The sequence below is a fragment of the Nonomuraea sp. H19 genome, assembly GCF_052068215.1.
Taxonomy (GTDB): domain Bacteria; phylum Actinomycetota; class Actinomycetes; order Streptosporangiales; family Streptosporangiaceae; genus Nonomuraea.
In genome coordinates this window covers 81,241-98,020 of the sequence record NZ_JBQHCV010000016.1, presented here as the reverse complement: position 1 = coordinate 98,020, position 16,780 = coordinate 81,241, and the positions used below count along the sequence as shown (strand labels likewise).

General features: G+C 73.0%; 15 protein-coding genes and 3 tRNA genes. 11 read left to right on the top strand and 7 right to left on the bottom strand.

The genetic code is table 11. The annotated features are described in order from the left end of the window. Window positions 1–123: 123 nt before the first annotated feature. The 3 genes from ACTMTI_RS32140 to ACTMTI_RS32130 are packed head-to-tail and all read right to left on the bottom strand — an operon-like array spanning window position 124 to window position 2,848. Window positions 124–954 carry an aminotransferase class IV gene (locus ACTMTI_RS32140; RefSeq protein ID WP_441124393.1) on the bottom strand — a complete coding sequence of 277 codons (831 nt, stop codon included), beginning with the start codon at window positions 952–954 and terminating at the stop codon, window positions 124–126. Continuing rightward, entirely contained in the window at window positions 951–1,964 is a 1,014-nt protein-coding gene (locus tag ACTMTI_RS32135; RefSeq protein ID WP_441124392.1) for a chorismate-binding protein, read from the bottom strand. The genes ACTMTI_RS32140 and ACTMTI_RS32135 overlap by 4 nt, the downstream gene beginning before the upstream one ends. Next, window positions 1,931–2,848: a LysR family transcriptional regulator gene (locus ACTMTI_RS32130; protein ID WP_441124391.1), complete on the bottom strand. Its 918-nt coding sequence runs from the start codon at window positions 2,846–2,848 to the stop codon at window positions 1,931–1,933. The genes ACTMTI_RS32135 and ACTMTI_RS32130 overlap by 34 nt, the downstream gene beginning before the upstream one ends. A 58-nt stretch (window positions 2,849–2,906) precedes the next feature. Between ACTMTI_RS32130 and ACTMTI_RS32125 the strand changes: the two genes are divergently transcribed. Continuing rightward, complete coding sequence (locus ACTMTI_RS32125) at window positions 2,907–4,067, top strand: Rid family hydrolase (protein WP_441124390.1); 1,161 nt, start codon at window positions 2,907–2,909, stop codon at window positions 4,065–4,067. On the opposite strand, the gene hutH is transcribed toward ACTMTI_RS32125, so the two are convergent. The 3 genes from hutH to ACTMTI_RS32110 are packed head-to-tail and all read right to left on the bottom strand — an operon-like array spanning window position 4,048 to window position 6,926. Continuing rightward, window positions 4,048–5,598 carry a histidine ammonia-lyase gene (gene hutH / locus ACTMTI_RS32120; protein ID WP_441124389.1) on the bottom strand — a complete coding sequence of 517 codons (1,551 nt, stop codon included), beginning with the start codon at window positions 5,596–5,598 and terminating at the stop codon, window positions 4,048–4,050. The two genes, ACTMTI_RS32125 and hutH, sit on opposite strands and share 20 nt — an antisense overlap. A gap of 19 nt (window positions 5,599–5,617) precedes the next feature. Further along, entirely contained in the window at window positions 5,618–6,325 is a 708-nt protein-coding gene (locus ACTMTI_RS32115; RefSeq protein WP_441124388.1) for an ArsR/SmtB family transcription factor, read from the bottom strand. Between the two features lie 49 nt (window positions 6,326–6,374). Next, complete coding sequence (locus ACTMTI_RS32110; RefSeq protein WP_441124387.1) at window positions 6,375–6,926, bottom strand: hemerythrin domain-containing protein; 552 nt, start codon at window positions 6,924–6,926, stop codon at window positions 6,375–6,377. Window positions 6,927–7,066: 140 nt separating this feature from the next. Between ACTMTI_RS32110 and ACTMTI_RS32105 the strand changes: the two genes are divergently transcribed. From ACTMTI_RS32105 to ACTMTI_RS32090, 4 genes are all read left to right on the top strand, one after another. Further along, window positions 7,067–7,792: an SDR family NAD(P)-dependent oxidoreductase gene (locus tag ACTMTI_RS32105; RefSeq protein ID WP_441124386.1), complete on the top strand. Its 726-nt coding sequence runs from the start codon at window positions 7,067–7,069 to the stop codon at window positions 7,790–7,792. A 75-nt stretch (window positions 7,793–7,867) separates the two neighbouring features. Then, window positions 7,868–7,939 (top strand) — tRNA-Gly (locus ACTMTI_RS32100). Between the two features lie 15 nt (window positions 7,940–7,954). Further along, window positions 7,955–8,025, top strand: a tRNA-Cys gene (locus ACTMTI_RS32095). Window positions 8,026–8,030: 5 nt separating this feature from the next. Further along, window positions 8,031–8,105: transfer RNA gene (locus ACTMTI_RS32090), tRNA-Val, on the top strand. Between the two features lie 54 nt (window positions 8,106–8,159). On the opposite strand, the gene ACTMTI_RS32085 is transcribed toward ACTMTI_RS32090, so the two are convergent. After that, window positions 8,160–8,312, bottom strand: a complete 153-nt coding sequence (locus tag ACTMTI_RS32085; protein WP_441124385.1) for a hypothetical protein — start codon at window positions 8,310–8,312, stop codon at window positions 8,160–8,162. Between the two features lie 227 nt (window positions 8,313–8,539). On the opposite strand from ACTMTI_RS32085, the gene ACTMTI_RS32080 reads away from it, so the two are divergent. The 6 genes from ACTMTI_RS32080 (at window position 8,540) to rodA (ending at window position 16,768) form a co-directional block, all read left to right on the top strand. Beyond that, window positions 8,540–11,059 (top strand): hypothetical protein, encoded by a 2,520-nt coding sequence (locus ACTMTI_RS32080; protein WP_441124384.1) that lies wholly within the window; start codon window positions 8,540–8,542, stop codon window positions 11,057–11,059. A 178-nt stretch (window positions 11,060–11,237) separates the two neighbouring features. Further along, window positions 11,238–12,464, top strand: a complete 1,227-nt coding sequence (locus ACTMTI_RS32075) for a rod shape-determining protein (protein WP_441124383.1) — start codon at window positions 11,238–11,240, stop codon at window positions 12,462–12,464. Next, the gene (mreC, locus tag ACTMTI_RS32070) at window positions 12,461–13,213 is read left to right on the top strand and encodes a rod shape-determining protein MreC (protein WP_441124382.1); all 753 of its coding nucleotides are present in this window, start codon (window positions 12,461–12,463) and stop codon (window positions 13,211–13,213) included. The genes ACTMTI_RS32075 and mreC overlap by 4 nt, the downstream gene beginning before the upstream one ends. Window positions 13,214–13,216: 3 nt before the next feature. After that, a complete protein-coding gene (locus ACTMTI_RS32065) occupies window positions 13,217–13,711 on the top strand; it encodes a rod shape-determining protein MreD (RefSeq protein ID WP_441124381.1) in 495 nt (164 codons plus the stop codon). Continuing rightward, window positions 13,704–15,635 (top strand): penicillin-binding protein 2, encoded by a 1,932-nt coding sequence (mrdA, locus tag ACTMTI_RS32060; protein WP_441124380.1) that lies wholly within the window; start codon window positions 13,704–13,706, stop codon window positions 15,633–15,635. Before ACTMTI_RS32065 ends, mrdA begins: the two co-directional genes overlap by 8 nt. Further along, a complete protein-coding gene (gene rodA / locus ACTMTI_RS32055; RefSeq protein WP_441124379.1) occupies window positions 15,632–16,768 on the top strand; it encodes a rod shape-determining protein RodA in 1,137 nt (378 codons plus the stop codon). The genes mrdA and rodA overlap by 4 nt, the downstream gene beginning before the upstream one ends. Window positions 16,769–16,780 lie beyond the last annotated feature (12 nt).

Below are 16,780 nucleotides of genomic sequence, written 5' to 3'. Positions count from 1 at the left end.
ACATGCCTGCCCTGGCCGAGCCGGCCCACGATGCGGAACCCTCCCACCGCAGGGGGTCTCCAGGACGAGTGGACCGACTGCCACGGATGCCGCACAAGATCAGTTGTGCGGCATGAGATCATCCTACGGGTCCAGGTCGGCGGCGGAGCGCTCGGCGAAGACCCGCATGGCCTTCGTGGTGATCGGGCCGGGCGCCAGCGGCAGCTCCGTGTCGTCCACCAGCTTGATCGGCTGGACGTCGCGCGTGGTGGAGGTCAGGAACGCCTCCTCGGCCTCGTAGAGCGCCGACAGCGGCACGTCGGTCTCCTCGCCGCCGCACCATTCGAGCACCAGCGCCCTGGTGACGCCGGCCAGGCAGCCGGACTCCAGGGTGGGGGTGAGCAGGCGGCCGTCGCGGACGATGAAGATGTTGGAGCCGGTGCCCTCGCAGAGGTTGCCCGCCAGGTTGCCGAAGATCGCCTCACCGCCGCCGCGCTTCTTGGCGTGCAGCAGGGCCTTGGCGTTGTCGCCGTACGAGGTGCTCTTGACGCCGGACAGGGCACCGCGCTCGTTGCGCGGCCAGGGGACGACGGCGACGTTGGCGGTGGCGGGGAACGGCTTCTGCTCGTCCACGATGACGACCGAGGTGGTGCCCTGGTCGCCGCGGTCGGAGCCGAGCGGGCCGGGGCCGCTGGTGTAGGTGACGCGGATGCGGCCGAGCCCCCAGACCGGCGCGGCCGCCAGGCACTTGTCGATGCCGTCGGAGATGGCCTCGACGTCGGGCTCGGGCAGGTCCATGCGCTGGGCGGAGAGCGTGAGCCGGTCGAGGTGCCGGGTGAGCGCGAACGACTTGCCGTTCACGATCTTGATGGTCTCGAAGACGCCGTCGCCGACCATCAGCCCGTGGTCGAACACCGACACGGTGGCCTGAGCGGGGTCGATCAGTTCCCCGTTGACCCAGACAGGGATGTTCATGCATTTCCTCCTGTGGATGCCAGTGCGATGAGCCTGGCTGCTTTGAGCTCGGTCTCGAGCCATTCGCGCCCGGGGTCGCTGCCCCACGTGATGCCCGCTCCCGTGCCGAACCGGATCTCGCCTGCCGAGATCCAGAATGTCCTGATGCCCACGGCCAGTGCCGCCGTGCGCCGGTCGGCGTCGACCCAGCCCACAGCCCCACAGTACGGGCCCCGGGGTGCTGGTTCGAGCTCATTGATGATGCGCAGCGCCGACGATTTGGGCGCGCCGGTGACGGACCCGGGCGGGAACGTCGCGGCGAACAGCTCCGGCCAGCCCGCTCCGGGCGCCAGCCGGGCGCGCACGGTGGAGACGAGGTGGACCAGCCCGGGGTGCTCCTCGACCGCGCACAGCGACGGAACTTCGACCGAGCCGACTGCCGCGACCCGGCCCAGGTCGTTGCGGACCAGGTCGACGATCATCACGTTCTCGGCGTAGTCCTTGTCGAGCAGGTCGCCGGCGGTCGCGCCGGTGCCCTTGATCGGCCTGGACTCCACGACGTCGCCGTCGCGCGACAGATAGAGCTCCGGCGAGGCCGACACCACGCTGAGCCCGGGGACCTGGATCACGCCGGCATAGGGTGCCGGATTCCCGGCGGCGAGCCGGGCGGCCAGCGCCAGCGGGTCGGCGCCGGCCGGGACCGGCGCAGTCAAAATCCGGCAAAGATTCGCCTGGTAGACCTCGCCCTGCTCGATGTAGGCACGAATGGCCTGCACGCCGCGCTCATAGGCGGCCCGGTCGAGCGAGCTCACCCACTGATCGGGGCGCGGCCCGCGCCAGGGTGCGGCGGGTGCGGGCAGGGGCCAACGGCGCACCCGGTCGAACCGGGCGCACGTCACCTTGCCCTCGTAGTCGACGACGACGGCCCACCAGCCCTCGCCGTCGAGCGCGGCGAGGTCGGAGGTCACGTCCCGCAGCCCAGTGGCGAACAGGTGACCTAACTGGGCGAAACCGTCGTACACATGTCCCATTGTCCCAGCAAATTGACGAGCTCCAACGCTGCGGGCAGCGGCGACTCGGGCAGAGCCGCGTACACCTTCCGCGCGGGCGCCAGCCCGCGCAGCGGCCGCAGCACCAGATGGGGCGGTACGGCCCGGGCGGCCAGCTCCGGAACGAGCGTCACCCCCAGCCCGGCGGCGACGAACCCGAACTTGCCCGACCACTCGGCCACCCGCAGCCCGCTGCGCGGCGTGAACCCGGCGGCCGCGCACGCGGCCTGCAGCAACGTGGGCTGTCCGCGCGGCGCCGCCTCGATCCACCTCTCGTCGGCCAGGTCGCGCAGGTCCACGTCGTCGTCGCCGGCCAGCCGGTGCCCGGCGGGCAGCGCGACGAGCAGCCGGTCCTCGCGCAGCAGGACGGTACGCGCTCCGTAGGCGGACAGCCCGGACGGGTAGTCGCTGATCACGGCCACGTCCAGCGCCCCGGCGCGCAGCCGCTCCATCAGCCGCGCGGTGAACCCCTCGACCAGGCGCAGCTCGACACTGGGACGGCGCTCGGCGAAGCGCTTGAAAGTCTCCGGGACGAGGCCCACGTTCGCGGTGGCGAACGCGCCCACGCGCAGCGTCCCGCCCCGGCCGCCGTGGATGGCGGCCAGGTCCTCCCCCGCGCGTTCGAGCCGGTCGAGGACTGCGGCGGCGTGGCGGTGCAGGACGGCGCCGGCGGGCGTCAGGCGTACCCCTCGGGGCAGGCGCTCGAAGAGCGGGCCTCCGGCGGCGCGCTCCAGGGCGGCGACCCGGCGGGAGACCGCCGACTGGGTGTATCCGAGCAGTTCGCCGGCGGCGGTGAAGGAGCCGCTCGCGGCCACCTCGTGGAGGAGCCGGAGCGCCGCGGTGTCGAAGGCATTCAGATCTGGCATGGCTGGCATGCAATCTAGTCGGTGGTGGAATACCTCGCATCCAGATTGACTCTGGCCCATGATTGCTTTTCTCGGACAGGGACGCATGGGCGTCCCCATGGCGCGGCGACTCGTCCAGGCCGGGCACGAGGTCACGACGTGGCAGCGCGGCACCGGCGGCTCCGCCGCTGCGGCGGTGGACGGGGCGGACCTGGTCATCACGATGCTCAGCGACCCGGCCGCGGTGCTGGAGGTGCTGACGGCGGCGCTGCCGGGGCTTCGGCCCGGCGCGACGGTGGTGGAGATGTCCACGATCGGCCCGCAGGCGGTGCGCGAGCTGCGGGCGCTGTTGCCGCCGTCGGTGACGCTGGTGGACGCGCCGGTGCTGGGCAGCGTGGGCCCGGCGGCCGACGGCACGCTGACCGTGCTGGCCGGGGGCGAGGTGTCGGGCTGCCGCGAGGTGCTGTCGGTGTTCGGGCCGGTGCGGGAGCTCGGGCCGCTGGGGGCGGGAGCGGCCATGAAACTCGCCGTCATGAGCGCGCTGGTGCCCGCGCAGGTCCTGCTGGCCGAGACGTACGCGTACGGCGAGGCGCACGGCGTGGACCGGGAGGCCCTGATCGACGTGCTGGCCGGAACCCCGCTCGGCGCTCTGGCGGAGCGGTTGCGCGCGCCCGCCGCGGAGACCCGCTATGCCCTCGGGCTGGCGGCCAAGGATCTGGAGCTGGCGGCGTGGGACGGCGCGTCGCTGGCCACGGCCGCCCGGCGGCGACTGCAGGAGGCGCGGGCGGCCGGGCTGGGCACCCGCGACCTGACCGCCATCGTGGACCACGCCGGCGGACGGTCCCGCGCACGGGCCGTGCCGATCAACGTGGCGACCGTCCCGGCGACGAACGGCATGTACTCGCACGCCGTCCGCGTCGGCGACATGCTCTACGTCTCCGGCCAGGCGGCCTTCGACGAGCGGGGCGACCTCGTCGGCGAGGGCTCCATGACCGCCCAGGCCGAGTACGTCTTCCAGATCATCGGGCGCATCCTGGCCGATCAGGGGGCGACGTTCGACGACATCGCGTTCATCAGGACGTACCTGACGGACATGGAGGACCGCCGCGAGTACGGCGCGGTGCGCAGGAAGTACATCACCGGCACGCCCCCGGCCAGCACCACCGTGGAGGTGTCGAAGCTGTTCATGCCGGGGCTGCTGCTGGAGGTCGACCTGATCGTCACGCTAGGGGGCCGGTGACGGACTCGGCCGCCGCCACCACGCCGCCGTCGGCGACCAGGTGGACGGCGGAGTCCATCTCCGGCGCCAGGAACCGGTCGGGCCCGGGGGCGGGCACGGTCTCGCGCAGCGCCCTGACCACGGCGGCCGTGGCGGGGGCGGGCTCCAGGGGGGCGCGCAGGTCCAGCGCGCGGGCGGCGGTGAGGACCTCGATGGCCAGCACCCGGGTGAGCCCGTCGACCGATTTGCGCAGCTTGCGCGCGGCCGACCAGCCCATGGACACGTGGTCCTCCTGCATGGCCGAGCTGGGGATGGAGTCCACGCTCGCGGGCACGGCCAGCCGCTTCAGCTCGGAGACGATGGCCGCCTGCGTGTACTGAGCGATCATGTGGCCGGAGTCCACGCCGGGGTCGTCGGCCAGGAAGGCGGGCAGCCCGTGGTTGCGGGCCACGTCCAGGAACCGGTCGGTGCGGCGTTCGGACATCGAGGCCAGGTCGGCGGCCACGACGGCCAGGAAGTCCAGGACGTACGCGAGGGGCGCACCGTGGAAGTTGCCGTTGGACTCGACCCGGCCGTCGGCCAGCACGGCCGGGTTGTCGACGGCGCTGGCCAGCTCCCATCCGGCCACGGTGGCGGCGTGCGCGATCGTGTCGCGGGCGGCGCCGGCGACCTGGGGGGCGCAGCGCAGCGAGTAGGCGTCCTGGACACGGGTGCAGGCTTCCGGGTCGCGGTGACTGGCCATGATCCCGGAGTCCCGGAGGATCTTCATCATGTTGGCGGCGGACAGCGCCTGCCCGGGGTGCGGCCGCAGGGCCTGCAGCTCGGGGGCGAACACCCGGTCGGTGCCCAGCAGCGCCTCGACGCTCATCGAGGCGCTCACGTCGGCGGTCCTGACGAGCCCGGTGAGGTCGTCGATGGCGAGGATGAGCATGCCGAGCATGCCGTCCGTGCCGTTGATCAGCGCCAGGCCCTCCTTGGCGGCCAGCTCGACGGGGTCGATTCCGGCCTGCTTGAGCGCCTCGGCCGCCGGTTGGATTTTTCCGGACTTATCCCGTACGACGCCCTCGCCCATCAGCGTCAGCGCGACGTGCGCGAGCGGCGCCAGGTCGCCCGAGCAGCCGAGGCTGCCGTACTCGTGCACGATCGGCGTGATGCCCGCGCTGATCAGGGCGGCCAGGGTCTTGGCGGTGACCGGCCTGATGCCGGTGTGACCGGTGGCGAGCGTGTGCAGGCGCAGCAGCATGAGCGCGCGCACGACCTCGGTCTCCACCTCGGGGCCGTTGCCCGCGGCGTGGGAGCGTACGAGGGAGCGCTGGAGCTGGGCACGCAGCGCCGGGTCGATGTGGCGGGTCGCGAGCGCCCCGAATCCCGTCGAGACGCCGTACGCGGGCGTCGGGCTCTCGGCCAGCTCGTCCACCCGCTGGCGGGCGGCCGACATGGCGGCCACCGCGTCGTCGGTGAGCCGGACGGCGGCCCCGTGCCGGGCCACCTCGATCACGTCATGGAAGGTCAGGGGGTCCGGGCCGACGTTCACGACTCCGTTGTCGCGCATGGTGCGTCTCTCTCACTTGCTAGGTAACCGGCATCAGCGATGTTAGCTCCTTACTTGTGAACAATTCCGCCAGCCCCTCCCTGCCCGCGTCGGTGAGGATCACGGCTCTGGGGACCGTGCCCCGCCGCAGCCAGCCGCGCTCGAACAGCACCTGCGTGACCGCCGCGCCCAGCGCCCCGCCGAGATGCGCCCGGCGCTCGGTCCAGTCCAGGCACTCGGGCGCGAACCGCCGCCGCGACCTGCGCGCGCCCGCCACGTCCACGCCGATGCCCGCCAGCAGCCTCTCCCCCTCGCCGGTCAGCTCGTCCCCCACGTGGTAGCCGCCCTCCCTGAGCCGGTCGAGCAGCCCCACCCCGGCCCGCCCGGCCAGGTGGTCGTAGCAGGTGCGGGCCTCCTCCAGCAGCCTGGCCTGCCGGGACTGGCGCAGGGACCGCACCGGCGGGCGGGCGCTGATCCTGGCCAGCACCTCCAGCACCTCGGCCACCTCGTGCCCGGCCAGCCGGTAGTAGCGGTGGCGGCCCTGGCGTACGACGTCGACGAGCCGGCCGTCGAGCAGCCTGGCCAGGTGGGCGCTCGCGGTGGCGGCGCTCACGCCCGCGACCCTGGCCAGCTCACCGGCCGCCAGGGCGCGGCCGTCGAGCAGGGCCGTCAGGATGGCCGCCCGGGTGGGGTCCGCGATGAGCGCGGCGACGGGCGCGATGTCGGCGTCACGCGCGATGTACTCCATGCGCCCGACGCTAATGCACCGACATTTCGCCTGGCGACGAAGGATGCTCTCAGCCTCTGCCGAGGGCTTTGCTGATCAGGTTCCGGACCCGGTCCATCACCGCGAGGGGCGGCCCCATCAGCACGTTCTTGGTGGCGGACTCCGTGCCGGGGCGCGGGCGCAGCGGCGCGAGGCGCTCGGCCGCCCGGACCGCCGCCGCCATCGCCCGGCGCTCGGCCTCGGAGGTGTGCGCGCGCAGCTTGGCGAACTCGTACCGCTCCTCGCCGCGCGCGTGCACGGCCACCGCGGTACGCAGCTCGGAGAGGCGTACCCAGAACTGGGGATGATCCACGCCGTCCTTGTGGAGCTCCAGGAGCAGCCGCTTGGCGAGGTTCTCCTCGCGCAGCCGGTCCTCGACCACGTCGTGCCCGTTGTCGAGCTTCCTGCGCGCGTACGGGTGGACGATCTCCTCCTCGGCGGTCTCGTGCACGCACAGCAGCCGGGTCAGCCGGCCGAACGCCTCCTCCAGCTTGTCCGGCGGCGCCTGCTCGACCTCGTCGAACAGGTCCCTGATCTGGCCGTGCTGGGCGGTCAGCAGCTCGATGACATCCTGTTCTCCCACGCCCGCGCCCTTACCCGGCACGGCCGCCGGCACGCGTGTGCTTACCGAACGCGGGCGGCCGGCGAACTCAACGCGGAGATTGCCCTTGTTCAGCCGTCCGCAGATCATGGGCGGCGGCTTGGTGGCTAAAGTCGGCTCTCATGACCTTTGTCGCCCTCGTCACCGGCGCGTCGCGCAGCCTGGGAGCCGCGATCGCCCGCCGCCTGGCCGCCGACGGACTGGCCGTCGCCGTCAATTACCACTCCGACGCCGCCGGCGCGCGACAGGTGGTGGACGACATCCGCGCCGCCGGCCACATCGCCGAGCCCTTCGCCGCCGACGTCACCGACGAGTCCGGGGTGGCGCGCCTGGTCGCCCAGGTCACCGAGCGGCTCGGCCCCGTGGAGGTGCTGGTGGCCAACGCGACCGGCCCCCAGCCGTCCATCCCCCTGGAGGACCTCACCTGGGAGGACCACCTCGACCAGCTCCGCTTCTTCGTCAAGAGCCCCACGCTGCTGGTCCAGGCGGTGGCGCCCGGCATGAGGGAACGGCGAAGCGGCCGGATCGTCCACATCGGCTCCGACATCGTCGACCGCGGGCTGCCCGGCATGTCGGCCTACACCGCGGCCAAGGGCGCCCAGCACGCGATGGCGCGGGCGTGGGCGCGGGAGCTGGGCCCGTACGGCATCACCGTCAACGTGGTCGCCCCCGGCTGGATCCCCGTGGAGCGGCACGCCGGCCTCGACCAGAGCGGCTACCAGGCAGAGGTGCCGCTGCGCCGGATGGGCACGCCCGCCGACGTGGCGGCGGCGGTGTCGTTCCTCGCCTCGGACGGGGGCGCGTTCATCACCGGGGAGCGCCTGACGGTCAACGGCGGGCACACCTGAGGCGTATTCCGGTTTGGGTACTGGCCCAGGATTCGCTAGAGTTCTCTCGTCGCCCCGGTCGCGAGCGGGGCGGATGCGGAAGTGGCTCAGTGGTAGAGCATCACCTTGCCAAGGTGAGGGTCGCGGGTTCGAATCCCGTCTTCCGCTCGGAGCTTCCGGCTCGGTGGCGTGGCCGAGAGGCGAGGCAGCGGCCTGCAAAGCCGTCCACACGGGTTCAAATCCCGTCGCCACCTCACAAGGACGATTAGCTCAGCGGGAGAGCGCTTCCCTGACACGGAAGAGGTCACTGGTTCAATCCCAGTATCGTCCACCATGTTCGACCAGCTCCAAGGGCCAGGTCCGCAAGACGCGGGACTGGCCCTTCGTGCTACTCGAAGTCGTCTGGGTTCAGCTCCTTGAGCCGCATGAACGCCGCGTCGCGCTCATCCCAGTTGGCCTTACCTCCTTCGTCGTCCTCCTCGAAGCCAGGCTTGACATCCTCGACCGGCTGCTCGGCCGCGTCCTCGAATCGGCTGCTCATCCCCGCCTCCTCGATCCGGCGCGAAGTGGTCTGCGACAGCGATCACTGGAACGCCTTTTCACAGGTCAAAGCAGCTGCTGCCCGATCCACTCCAGATCATGCCCGAGGCGGTCCGGCACATCCGGCCGACCTGGCCGAGAAGATCGCGGGGCCGGGAGCGCTCACTTGCCGGCCACTTCCCGGTCACCACGTGCGGGGCGCGCCCCGTGGCGGGCAGATGACGGGGCGTGGCGAAATCGACCCGTACGTTTCTGCTCGCGGCCGCGGGCTCCGCACTGGCCGTCTCCGGTCTGTGCGCCCTGCCGCCCGTGAGCGGGTTCCTGCTGGGGCGACCGGGCGCGGGAGTGCTCGTCTTCCCCGGGCCGGGCCAAGAACCGGCGCTGATCACCGCGGCGGTCCTGGCGGGCTTCTCCCTGGCGCTGACGGCCGGCGCCTATGTCGTGTTCAGGTGGTCCGGGTTCGGCGCCTCGCCGATCGGGCTGCTCGTCTGCTGGATTCTCGCGGGCGGACCCGCGGGGGTGCTCGCCGTCACGGTCTGGGCGCGGCTGCACAGCACGCGATTCCACGAGCACGCCGCCTCATGGGGGATGTCGACGGCGCTGGTCTCCGCGCTGGCGGCCCTGGCCATGGCCCGTACGCTGCCTTCCCAGCCCAAGGAACGCACGCGGTCTTTCCATCCCCGCGCCTGGGTGGTTCCCGCGCTCGTGGCCGGGTGGGCCGTGGCATGGAGCGCGCTGCTCAGGGACGAGCAGCCGTTGCTCGCCTGGCTCCCCCTTTCCCTGAGCTACTTCAACCAGGTGGCCGTGATACTCGCCGCCGTCACGGCCGGGTCGCTGGAGAGCGTGCTGCGGCGGCGATTACCGGTGGAGGGGCGGGCGGGGCGGGCGTTCGTGCTGGCGTGGATCTCGCTGTCCGCGGCCCCGATCGTGTACGCGGCCGTCGTGGCGATCGACCACGGCATGCGGGAACTGCTGCTCGCCGATCCCCTCGACGCCGCCTGGGCGGTGGAGTACGCCCAGGACATCGGCACGGCGCTGGTCGCCGAGCCCGCTCAGGTCGCCGTGCCGCCGTTGCTGCTCGCGCTGGCGGGCACCGCACTGCAGAAGGTCATCCCCCACCGGGAGCGCACGCCCGCGGCACCGGATCCGGTCCGGCCCGATCGCCGCTGGAGCCTGGTGGTGGCCGGGGCGGCGGTCGCGCTGACGTACTTCTGCCTGGCCGTCACCTCGCGCTACTCCGTGCTGACGCACCGGACGTTCGACGAGCGGACCCCGGTGATGCTGCGGGCGCCGGCCTTCCTCGCCCCGCCCGACCCGGAGCTGGGCCGGACCGCCGTGGTGTGGTTATGGGCGGTGGCGGTGGTGTTCGCGGTGTCGGCGGCGGTCCTGGTCTACTTCGCGGTACGCGGACAGCTCGTCAGGGTCTTTCCCGCCTCCGACTACCCGGTGCTGGTGGCCGCCCTCGCGCTGGCCACGGCGCTGGCCTGGAACGCGGGCAGCGTGATCGCCCACGCGGTGACCGGTGAGCGGCTGCCGGGCATCTCGCCGGCCGCGGAGGCCGCCGAGTTCACCGCCTGGGTCGTGCCGATCTTCGCGGCGCTGCTGTTCATGGTGCATTCGCAGGTCGGCGTGACCAGGTTCGCGCGCATCGTGGACCTGGAGGGCGAGCGGGAGAACCTCCGCGAACGGTATCGGGCCTGGAGGGAGCAGGTCCGCGAGCACGTGCCGAGCAGGCGCGAGCGCGGGCTGATCGCGGCGCGGGCGGCCGGGGCGGCGCTGGTGCTGTCCGTCGTGGCGGGGACGTTCGAGGCGTACGGCGTGCGAGCCGGACGCCCGGACAGCGGGGTCTTCCTCGCGGTGCCCGCCCTGTCCGTCACCCGGCCGATGCCGGAGAACCTCACGGGCGCGCTCTACGTCGTCCTGCTGGCCGCCCTGGCGTACGTGGCGTTCATGAAGGCGAACCTCAAAGAGCGCCGCGCCTCGGCCTGGCTCACGCTGTGGGGGCTGTCGGTGGTGGCCGGCGGGCTGGCCGCGCTGACGCCCGAGGGGCTGCAGATGGGCCTCGTCGCCGGGCCCTTCGTGGTCGCGGGCCTGGTGGTGACACTGCGGCGCAAGGTCCTCCTGTGCGGGGCCGCGGCGCTGGTCCTCGTGGCGGCGGCCCCGCTCGTCCGGGGCACCCCGGCCCGCGGCGAGGTCCTGATCAGGTCGGCCACTTGGCACGAGGCACGCCCGCGGCTCACCATCGACCTGTCCTACCCGCGGGCCGAGGGCGGGGACACCGAGCGGATCAACGCGGCCCTGATCGCCCCGCTCACCGAGATCGTCGAGGACACCTTGCGGAACCTGCGCGCGAGCCCCACCGCCACCGGCGACGTGCGCGGCAGCTACGTCGTGGTGCGCAACGACGCCACGGCGATCTCGGTGCGTTACGCGATCGCGGGACAGGGCGGGCGCGCGGTCACCTACGACCTGGCCGCGGGCCGGGCGCTGACCGTCAACGACATCTTCGCCCCGGCCGCGCTCACCCCGGCGGGCCGGCGGCGGCTGGCCGACGTGCTGCGGCCCCTCATGCCGCCGGAGCAGAACCCGAGAACCGTGAGCGTGGACAGCGAGCGCCTGCTCATCAACCTGGGCAAGGGCGCCGTGGAGTTCACCTTCGGCCGCGACTACTTCTGCACCGGCTGCGCGCCGTTCACCGTCCGGGTGCCGGAGGACCGGCTGACCGGGCTGCTGCGGCGGCAGGGATGACTGCTCGACGAGGGAGCCGGTGGCGGAGCAGGACCGGCGCACCACCCGCTGATCAAGCTCTGACCTGCGGAGACGGTGGCGGCTACAGAGATATCCCGTTTGCGGTGAAACCGCTGAGGGCAGCGCCAGTGCGGGCAGTGTCCCCCTGCCCATCCCGGGTCGAAGGGCTGTGCGGCACATGGCATTCGCATTTGGTCTTCTCGGTCATGACATAGCGGTCGACTTAGGCACCGCCAACACGCTCGTCTACGTCCGTAGGAAGGGCATCGTGCTGAACGAGCCCTCCGTCATCGCGATCAACCTGCACAAGAACACCGTCGTGGCCGTCGGCAAGGCGGCCAAGCGCATGGTCGGCCGCACTCCCCCGCACATCGCCACGGTCAGGCCGCTCAAGGACGGCGTGATCGCGGACCTGGACGCGGCGGAGCGGATGCTGCGCATGTTCATCCAGAAGGCGCACCCCAGCAGGTTCCTGGCCAAGCCCCGGATCGTGGTGGCGGTGCCGAGCGGCACCACCTCCATCGAGCAGCGCGCGGTCAAGGAGGCCGCCTACGAGGCGGGCGCGCGCCGGGTGCACATCATCGAGGAGCCGATGGCCGCGGCGATCGGCGCCGGGCTGAAGGTCGGCGAGGCCACCGGCAACATGGTCGTCGACATCGGCGGCGGCACCACGGAGGTCGCCATCGTGTCCATGAGCGGCGTCGTCGTCGCCAAGTCGCTGCGGGTGGGCGGCGACGAGCTGGACGAGGCGATCATCACGTACGTCAAGAAAGAGCACGCGCTGCTGCTCGGCGACCGGACGGCCGAGCGGCTGAAGATCGATCTGGGCGTGGTCCGGCCCGCCCCCGTCCGCGAGGCCGACCCCACGCCCCGCGGCAGGCATCGGGTGGGCGCGCTCATCGGCGCGGACGGCCTGGCGTCGGTCGAGGCGGACGACGCGGAGCCGGAGCCGCCGCCCGCGCCGCACCGCTGGAACCCCTTCAGGTCCCGTCCCAAGCCGGACGCCGCGCCACCGGACGCAGCGCCGCGCCCGCTCCCCCCGGACGCCAGCGCCCCGGTACGCGGCCGCGACCTGGTCAGCGGCCTGCCGAAAACGGCGACGATCAGCGCCGACCAGATCAGCGAGGCCATCGAGGACCAGGTGCAGACCATCATCGACGCCGTCCAGGCGACGCTCGACCAGTGCCCGGCCGAACTGGCCGGCGACCTGCTGGACAACGGCATCGTGCTGACCGGCGGCGGCGCGCTGCTGCGCGGCCTGGCCGAGCGGATGGGGCAGGCCACCGGCATGCCGATCAAGGTCGTGGACAAGCCGCTGTACTCGGTGGCGCTGGGCGCGGGCCGCTGCGTCGAGCGCTTCCAGGCCATGCGCGACGTCCTGCTGCCCGATTGGTCGAGGCGGTGAAGCGGACGCTCGTCCTGCTCGTGCTCGCCGCCGGTGTTCTGCTCGTCGCGATCGACCGTACGGTCATGCCGCTGGACCCGCTCCGGGCGGCCGGCTCCACCGTGTACGGCGCCGTCGAGAGCGCGGTCGGCACGGTCACCAGGTCGGTCGGCGGCGAGAGCCGGATCCGGGCCCTGGAGCGGGAGAACGCCGAGCTGCGCGCGCTGGAGCAGGAGAACGCGCGCCTGCGGGCCGACCAGTCCGCCGGCACGAGAACAGCACACATTCGGCAGCGGGGCGTGGCCGCGCACGTGGTCGGGTTCGGGCAGGGGCAGAAGGTCACCATCGACGCCGGCTCCACGGCAGGCGTCGTGCGCGACGTGACCGTGCTGAACGCCGACGGCCTCGTGGGCAAGGTCACCTGGACCGGCCCGGCCACCGCGTCCGTGTCCCTGATCACCGACCCCGCGTCGTCCGTGGGCGTGCGCATGGCGGGATCCGGCGAGCTGGGCGTGGTGACGGGGCTGCCGGGCGAGGGCCGGCTGCGGTTGAGCCTGTTCGACCCGAACGCGCCACTCAAGGTCGGCGACCAGGTGGTGACGCTGGGCTCGGCGGGCGGGCGGCCGTACGTGGCCGGGGTGCCCATCGGCACGGTCAGCGCCGTCGAGAGCGTGCCGGGCGCGGCCACGCGCACGGCGCTGGTGCGGCCCGCCGCCCGGCTGTCGGCGCTCGACCTCGTCGCGGTGATCGTGCCGGCGCTGGGGAGGTGAGCCGTGGGACTGGTGCTGTTGCTGGTGGCGGCTCCGCTGCTGCAGGTGCTGCTGGTCAACCGGTTCCCCTGGGGCGGGCCGGACCTGGTGACGCTGGCCGTGGTGTGGCTGGCGCTGGCCAGGGGGCCGGTCTGGGGCTGCGTGACCGGGCTGGCCGGCGGGCTGATCGCCGACGTGACGCCGCCCGCCGATGGCACGGTGGGGCGGACGGCGCTGGCGCTGGCGGTGACCGGCCTGCTGGCCGGGCGGTGGCAGGAGGGCAGGCAACTTCCGGAAGGGCGGTCGCGTGAGCCCAAGCCGCTGCTCGTCGGCGCCGTGTGCGCCGCTCTTGGCACGCTGCTTCAGGCGGGCGCGGCCGTGGCGCTCGGCGACGAGCCGTGGACGTCGGTGATCGCGGCGCTGCCCTGGACGCTGGGCTGGACGGTGGTGGTCGGCGCGCTGGTGAGCGTCGTCCTGATGCGGCGGCGGCCGGCTCGGGAGGTGCTGCGCCGTGTCTAGTGCCCGATTATTCGTGCTGCGGCTCGTCGTCACGGCGATGGTGCTCACGCTGGTCGGCAGGCTGTGGTTCCTGCAGGTGGTCAGCGGCGCCGAATACGCGCGGGCGGCGGACGACGTGCGGATCAGAACGGTGTCGCTGCCGCCGGTCCGGGGCCAGATCGTCGACGTGGCCGGGCGTCCCCTGGCGACGAACAGGACCAGGCCGGTCGTCACGGTCGACGCCGTGGCGCTGGCCCACCAGCCCGACGGCGGGCGGGCGGTGCTGACCCGGCTGGGCAAGGTGCTGGGGCAGCCGTACCAGCAGATCGCGGAGAAGGTCCGGCTGTGCGGGCCGCGAGTGCCGCAGCCGTGCTGGCAGGGCTCGCCGTACGAGCCGATCCCGGTCGCCGAGGGCGTCACGGTGCCGGTGGCGCTGCAGATCAGCGAGCGGCAGCAGGACTTCCCCAGCGTCCGCACGGAGCTGCGCCCGGTGCGGGTCTACCCGTTCGGCGCGGCGGCGGCACACACCCTGGGGTACGTGCAGGGCGCCAAAGGCCGCGCCGGGCTCGAAGGCGGGTACGACCGGGAGCTGGCCGGGCGGCCAGGCAAGCGCGAGGTGGCCGTGGACAACACCGGCCGGGTCACCAGGACCCTCCGCCAGGACCCGCCGGTCCCCGGCGAGACGCTCGTGACCAGCATCGACTCCCGAATCCAGGGCATCGCCGAGCAGGCGCTCGACCGCGCGCTGGCCGGCAGCGGCGGCACCTCGGGCGCGGCCGTGGTGATGGAGTCGGCGACAGGGCGGCTGGTCGCGCTGGCCGGGCTGCCCGCCTACGACCCGGCCGTGTGGACCGACGGCGTGACCGCCCGCGAGTACAAGCGGCTGCCGCTGCTGTCGCAGGCCGTGCAGGGCCAGTGGGCGCCCGGCTCCACGTGGAAGGTCGCCTCGGTGGCGGCCGCCGCGACGGCCGGGTACGGGCTCGGCGCCTTCTACGACTGCCCGAGCGGCTACACGGTCGGCAACCGGGTGTTCAGGAACTTCGCCAGCGCCGACCTCGGCCTGATGACCATGCACGGCGCGCTCGTCGAGTCATGCGACACGATCTTCTACCGGCTGGCCGACGAGCTGTGGCAGCGCGGCTCGGAGGTCCTGCAGGAGACCGCCCGCGAGTTCGGCTTCGGCAAGCCGACCGGGGTGGACCTGCCGGGCGAGGCGGCCGGGGCGGTGCCGGACCCGGCGTCGAAGAAGGCGCTGTGGCAGGCGACGCGGGCGGAGAGCTGCCGCCGGGCCGTCAAGGGCTACCCGGAGATGGCCGACAGGGGGCGGGCGGCGTACCTGACCGCGATCGCCAAGGAGAACTGCCACGGCGGCGGCGTGTGGCGCGGCGGCGACGCGGCCAACTTCTCCATCGGGCAGGGCGGCGTGCTGGTCACGCCGCTGCAGCTGGCGCGGGCGTACGCGGCCATCGCCAACGGCGGCACCCTGCACAGCCCCCGCGTCGGCCACAAGATCGTCCGCCCTGACGGGACCACGGTCAGGACGATCACGCCGCCGGTGGCGGGACGGCTGCCCGCCTCGGCGGACACACTGCGGTTCATCAGGAACGCGCTGAGCCAGGTGCCGAGGAAGGGTACGGCCGAGGGTGCCTTCGACGGGTTCCCGTTCGGCAAGATCGCGGTGGCGGGGAAGACGGGGACGGCGGAGTCGTTCGGGCGGCGGGACACCTCCTGGTTCGCCTCGTTCGCGCCGGATCCCGGCTACACCGTGGTCGTCATGCTGTCGGAGGGCGGCCGGGGCGCGGAGGGCGCGGCGCCGGCGGCCCGCGACATCTGGGAAGGCATCCTGAGCCTGGCGGAGCGGCGAGCGTTCAGGCCCGAGAGCGGTAGCTCGCGTGACCAGCGAGGGCCAAGTGAGCGCGACCATTCAACACAGGAGCGGCGATGATCGCGGTGGCCGGGAAGCGGCGGATCGTGTGGGCGCCGACGCTGGCCCCGCCGGACCGGATCCTGACGTTGCTCGCCCTGGCCTTGTCCGCCGTCGGGCTGCTGCTGGTGTGGTCGGCCACGCGGGTGGGGGGCGACTTCGCGCTGCTGGTCCGGCAGGCGGTGAGCGTCGGGATCGGGCTGGTGCTGATGTGGTTCGTCTCCCGGTGCGATCTGCGGGTGCTGCGGGCGTACGTGCCGCTGGCGTACGTGCTGGCGCTGATCTCGCTGGCGGGCGTGCTGACCCCGCTCGGCGTGCGGGTCAACGGGGCGCACTCGTGGATCGTGCTGGCGCCCGGCGTGCAGTTCCAGCCGTCGGAGTTCGCCAAGGTGGCCCTGGCGCTGGCGTTCGCGGTGCCGCTGGGCGAGCTGCGCGACGGGCAGAGCCGGCCCGGGTTCGGCGGGGTGCTGCTGGCGCTGATGCTGGCCGCGGTGCCGATCGGGCTGATCGCGTTGCAGCCGGACGTGGGGACGATGCTGGTGTTCGCGGCCATGGTGACCGGGGCGCTGCTGGTGTCGGGGGCGCCCAAGCGGTGGCTCCTGGTGCTCGTCCTGGGGGCCGCGGGCGCGGGCGCGGCGGCGTGGAAGCTCGGGCTGGTGCGGCCGTACCAGATCGAACGGCTGCTCGTGCTGGCCAACCCCGCCGCCGACCCGGGCGGCGTCGGGTACAACGCCGCCCAGGCCCGCATCGCGATCGGCTCCGGCGGGCTCACCGGCAAGGGATTGTTCAACGGCGAGCAGACGGCCGGGCACTTCGTGCCCGAGCAGCACACGGACTTCATCTTCACCGTCGCGGGCGAGGAGCTCGGCTTCGCCGGGGCCGCCGCCATCGTGCTGGTCATGGGGGCGCTGCTGTGGCGCGGGCTGTCGATCGCCCGGCACAGCGCCTCGCCGTACGGGACCGTGCTGGCCGGCGGCGTGGTGTCGTGGCTGGCGTTCCAGACCTTCCTGAACGTCGGCATGACGGTGGGGCTCATGCCGATCGTGGGCGTGCCGCTGCCGTTCGTGTCGTACGGCGGCTCCGCCACGGTCGCCGGGCTGCTGGCGATCGGGCTGCTCCAGGCCGTGCACCGGACCAAGGCCATGCAGCCGTGACGCCGGTTCGAC

Coding starts and splice junctions, on each gene's coding strand:
- hutH (WP_441124389.1), bottom strand. CDS start 5,598: ATGCGCGACAACGGAGTCGTGAACGTCGGCCCGGACCCCCTGACCTTC.
- ACTMTI_RS32125 (WP_441124390.1), top strand. CDS start 2,907: ATGATTGCTTTTCTCGGACAGGGACGCATGGGCGTCCCCATGGCGCGG.
- ACTMTI_RS32130 (WP_441124391.1), bottom strand. CDS start 2,848: ATGCCAGATCTGAATGCCTTCGACACCGCGGCGCTCCGGCTCCTCCAC.
- ACTMTI_RS32140 (WP_441124393.1), bottom strand. CDS start 954: ATGAACATCCCTGTCTGGGTCAACGGGGAACTGATCGACCCCGCTCAG.
- ACTMTI_RS32115 (WP_441124388.1), bottom strand. CDS start 6,325: ATGGAGTACATCGCGCGTGACGCCGACATCGCGCCCGTCGCCGCGCTC.
- ACTMTI_RS32135 (WP_441124392.1), bottom strand. CDS start 1,964: ATGGGACATGTGTACGACGGTTTCGCCCAGTTAGGTCACCTGTTCGCC.
- rodA (WP_441124379.1), top strand. CDS start 15,632: ATGATCGCGGTGGCCGGGAAGCGGCGGATCGTGTGGGCGCCGACGCTG.
- ACTMTI_RS32075 (WP_441124383.1), top strand. CDS start 11,238: ATGGCATTCGCATTTGGTCTTCTCGGTCATGACATAGCGGTCGACTTA.
- ACTMTI_RS32105 (WP_441124386.1), top strand. CDS start 7,067: ATGACCTTTGTCGCCCTCGTCACCGGCGCGTCGCGCAGCCTGGGAGCC.
- ACTMTI_RS32085 (WP_441124385.1), bottom strand. CDS start 8,312: ATGAGCAGCCGATTCGAGGACGCGGCCGAGCAGCCGGTCGAGGATGTC.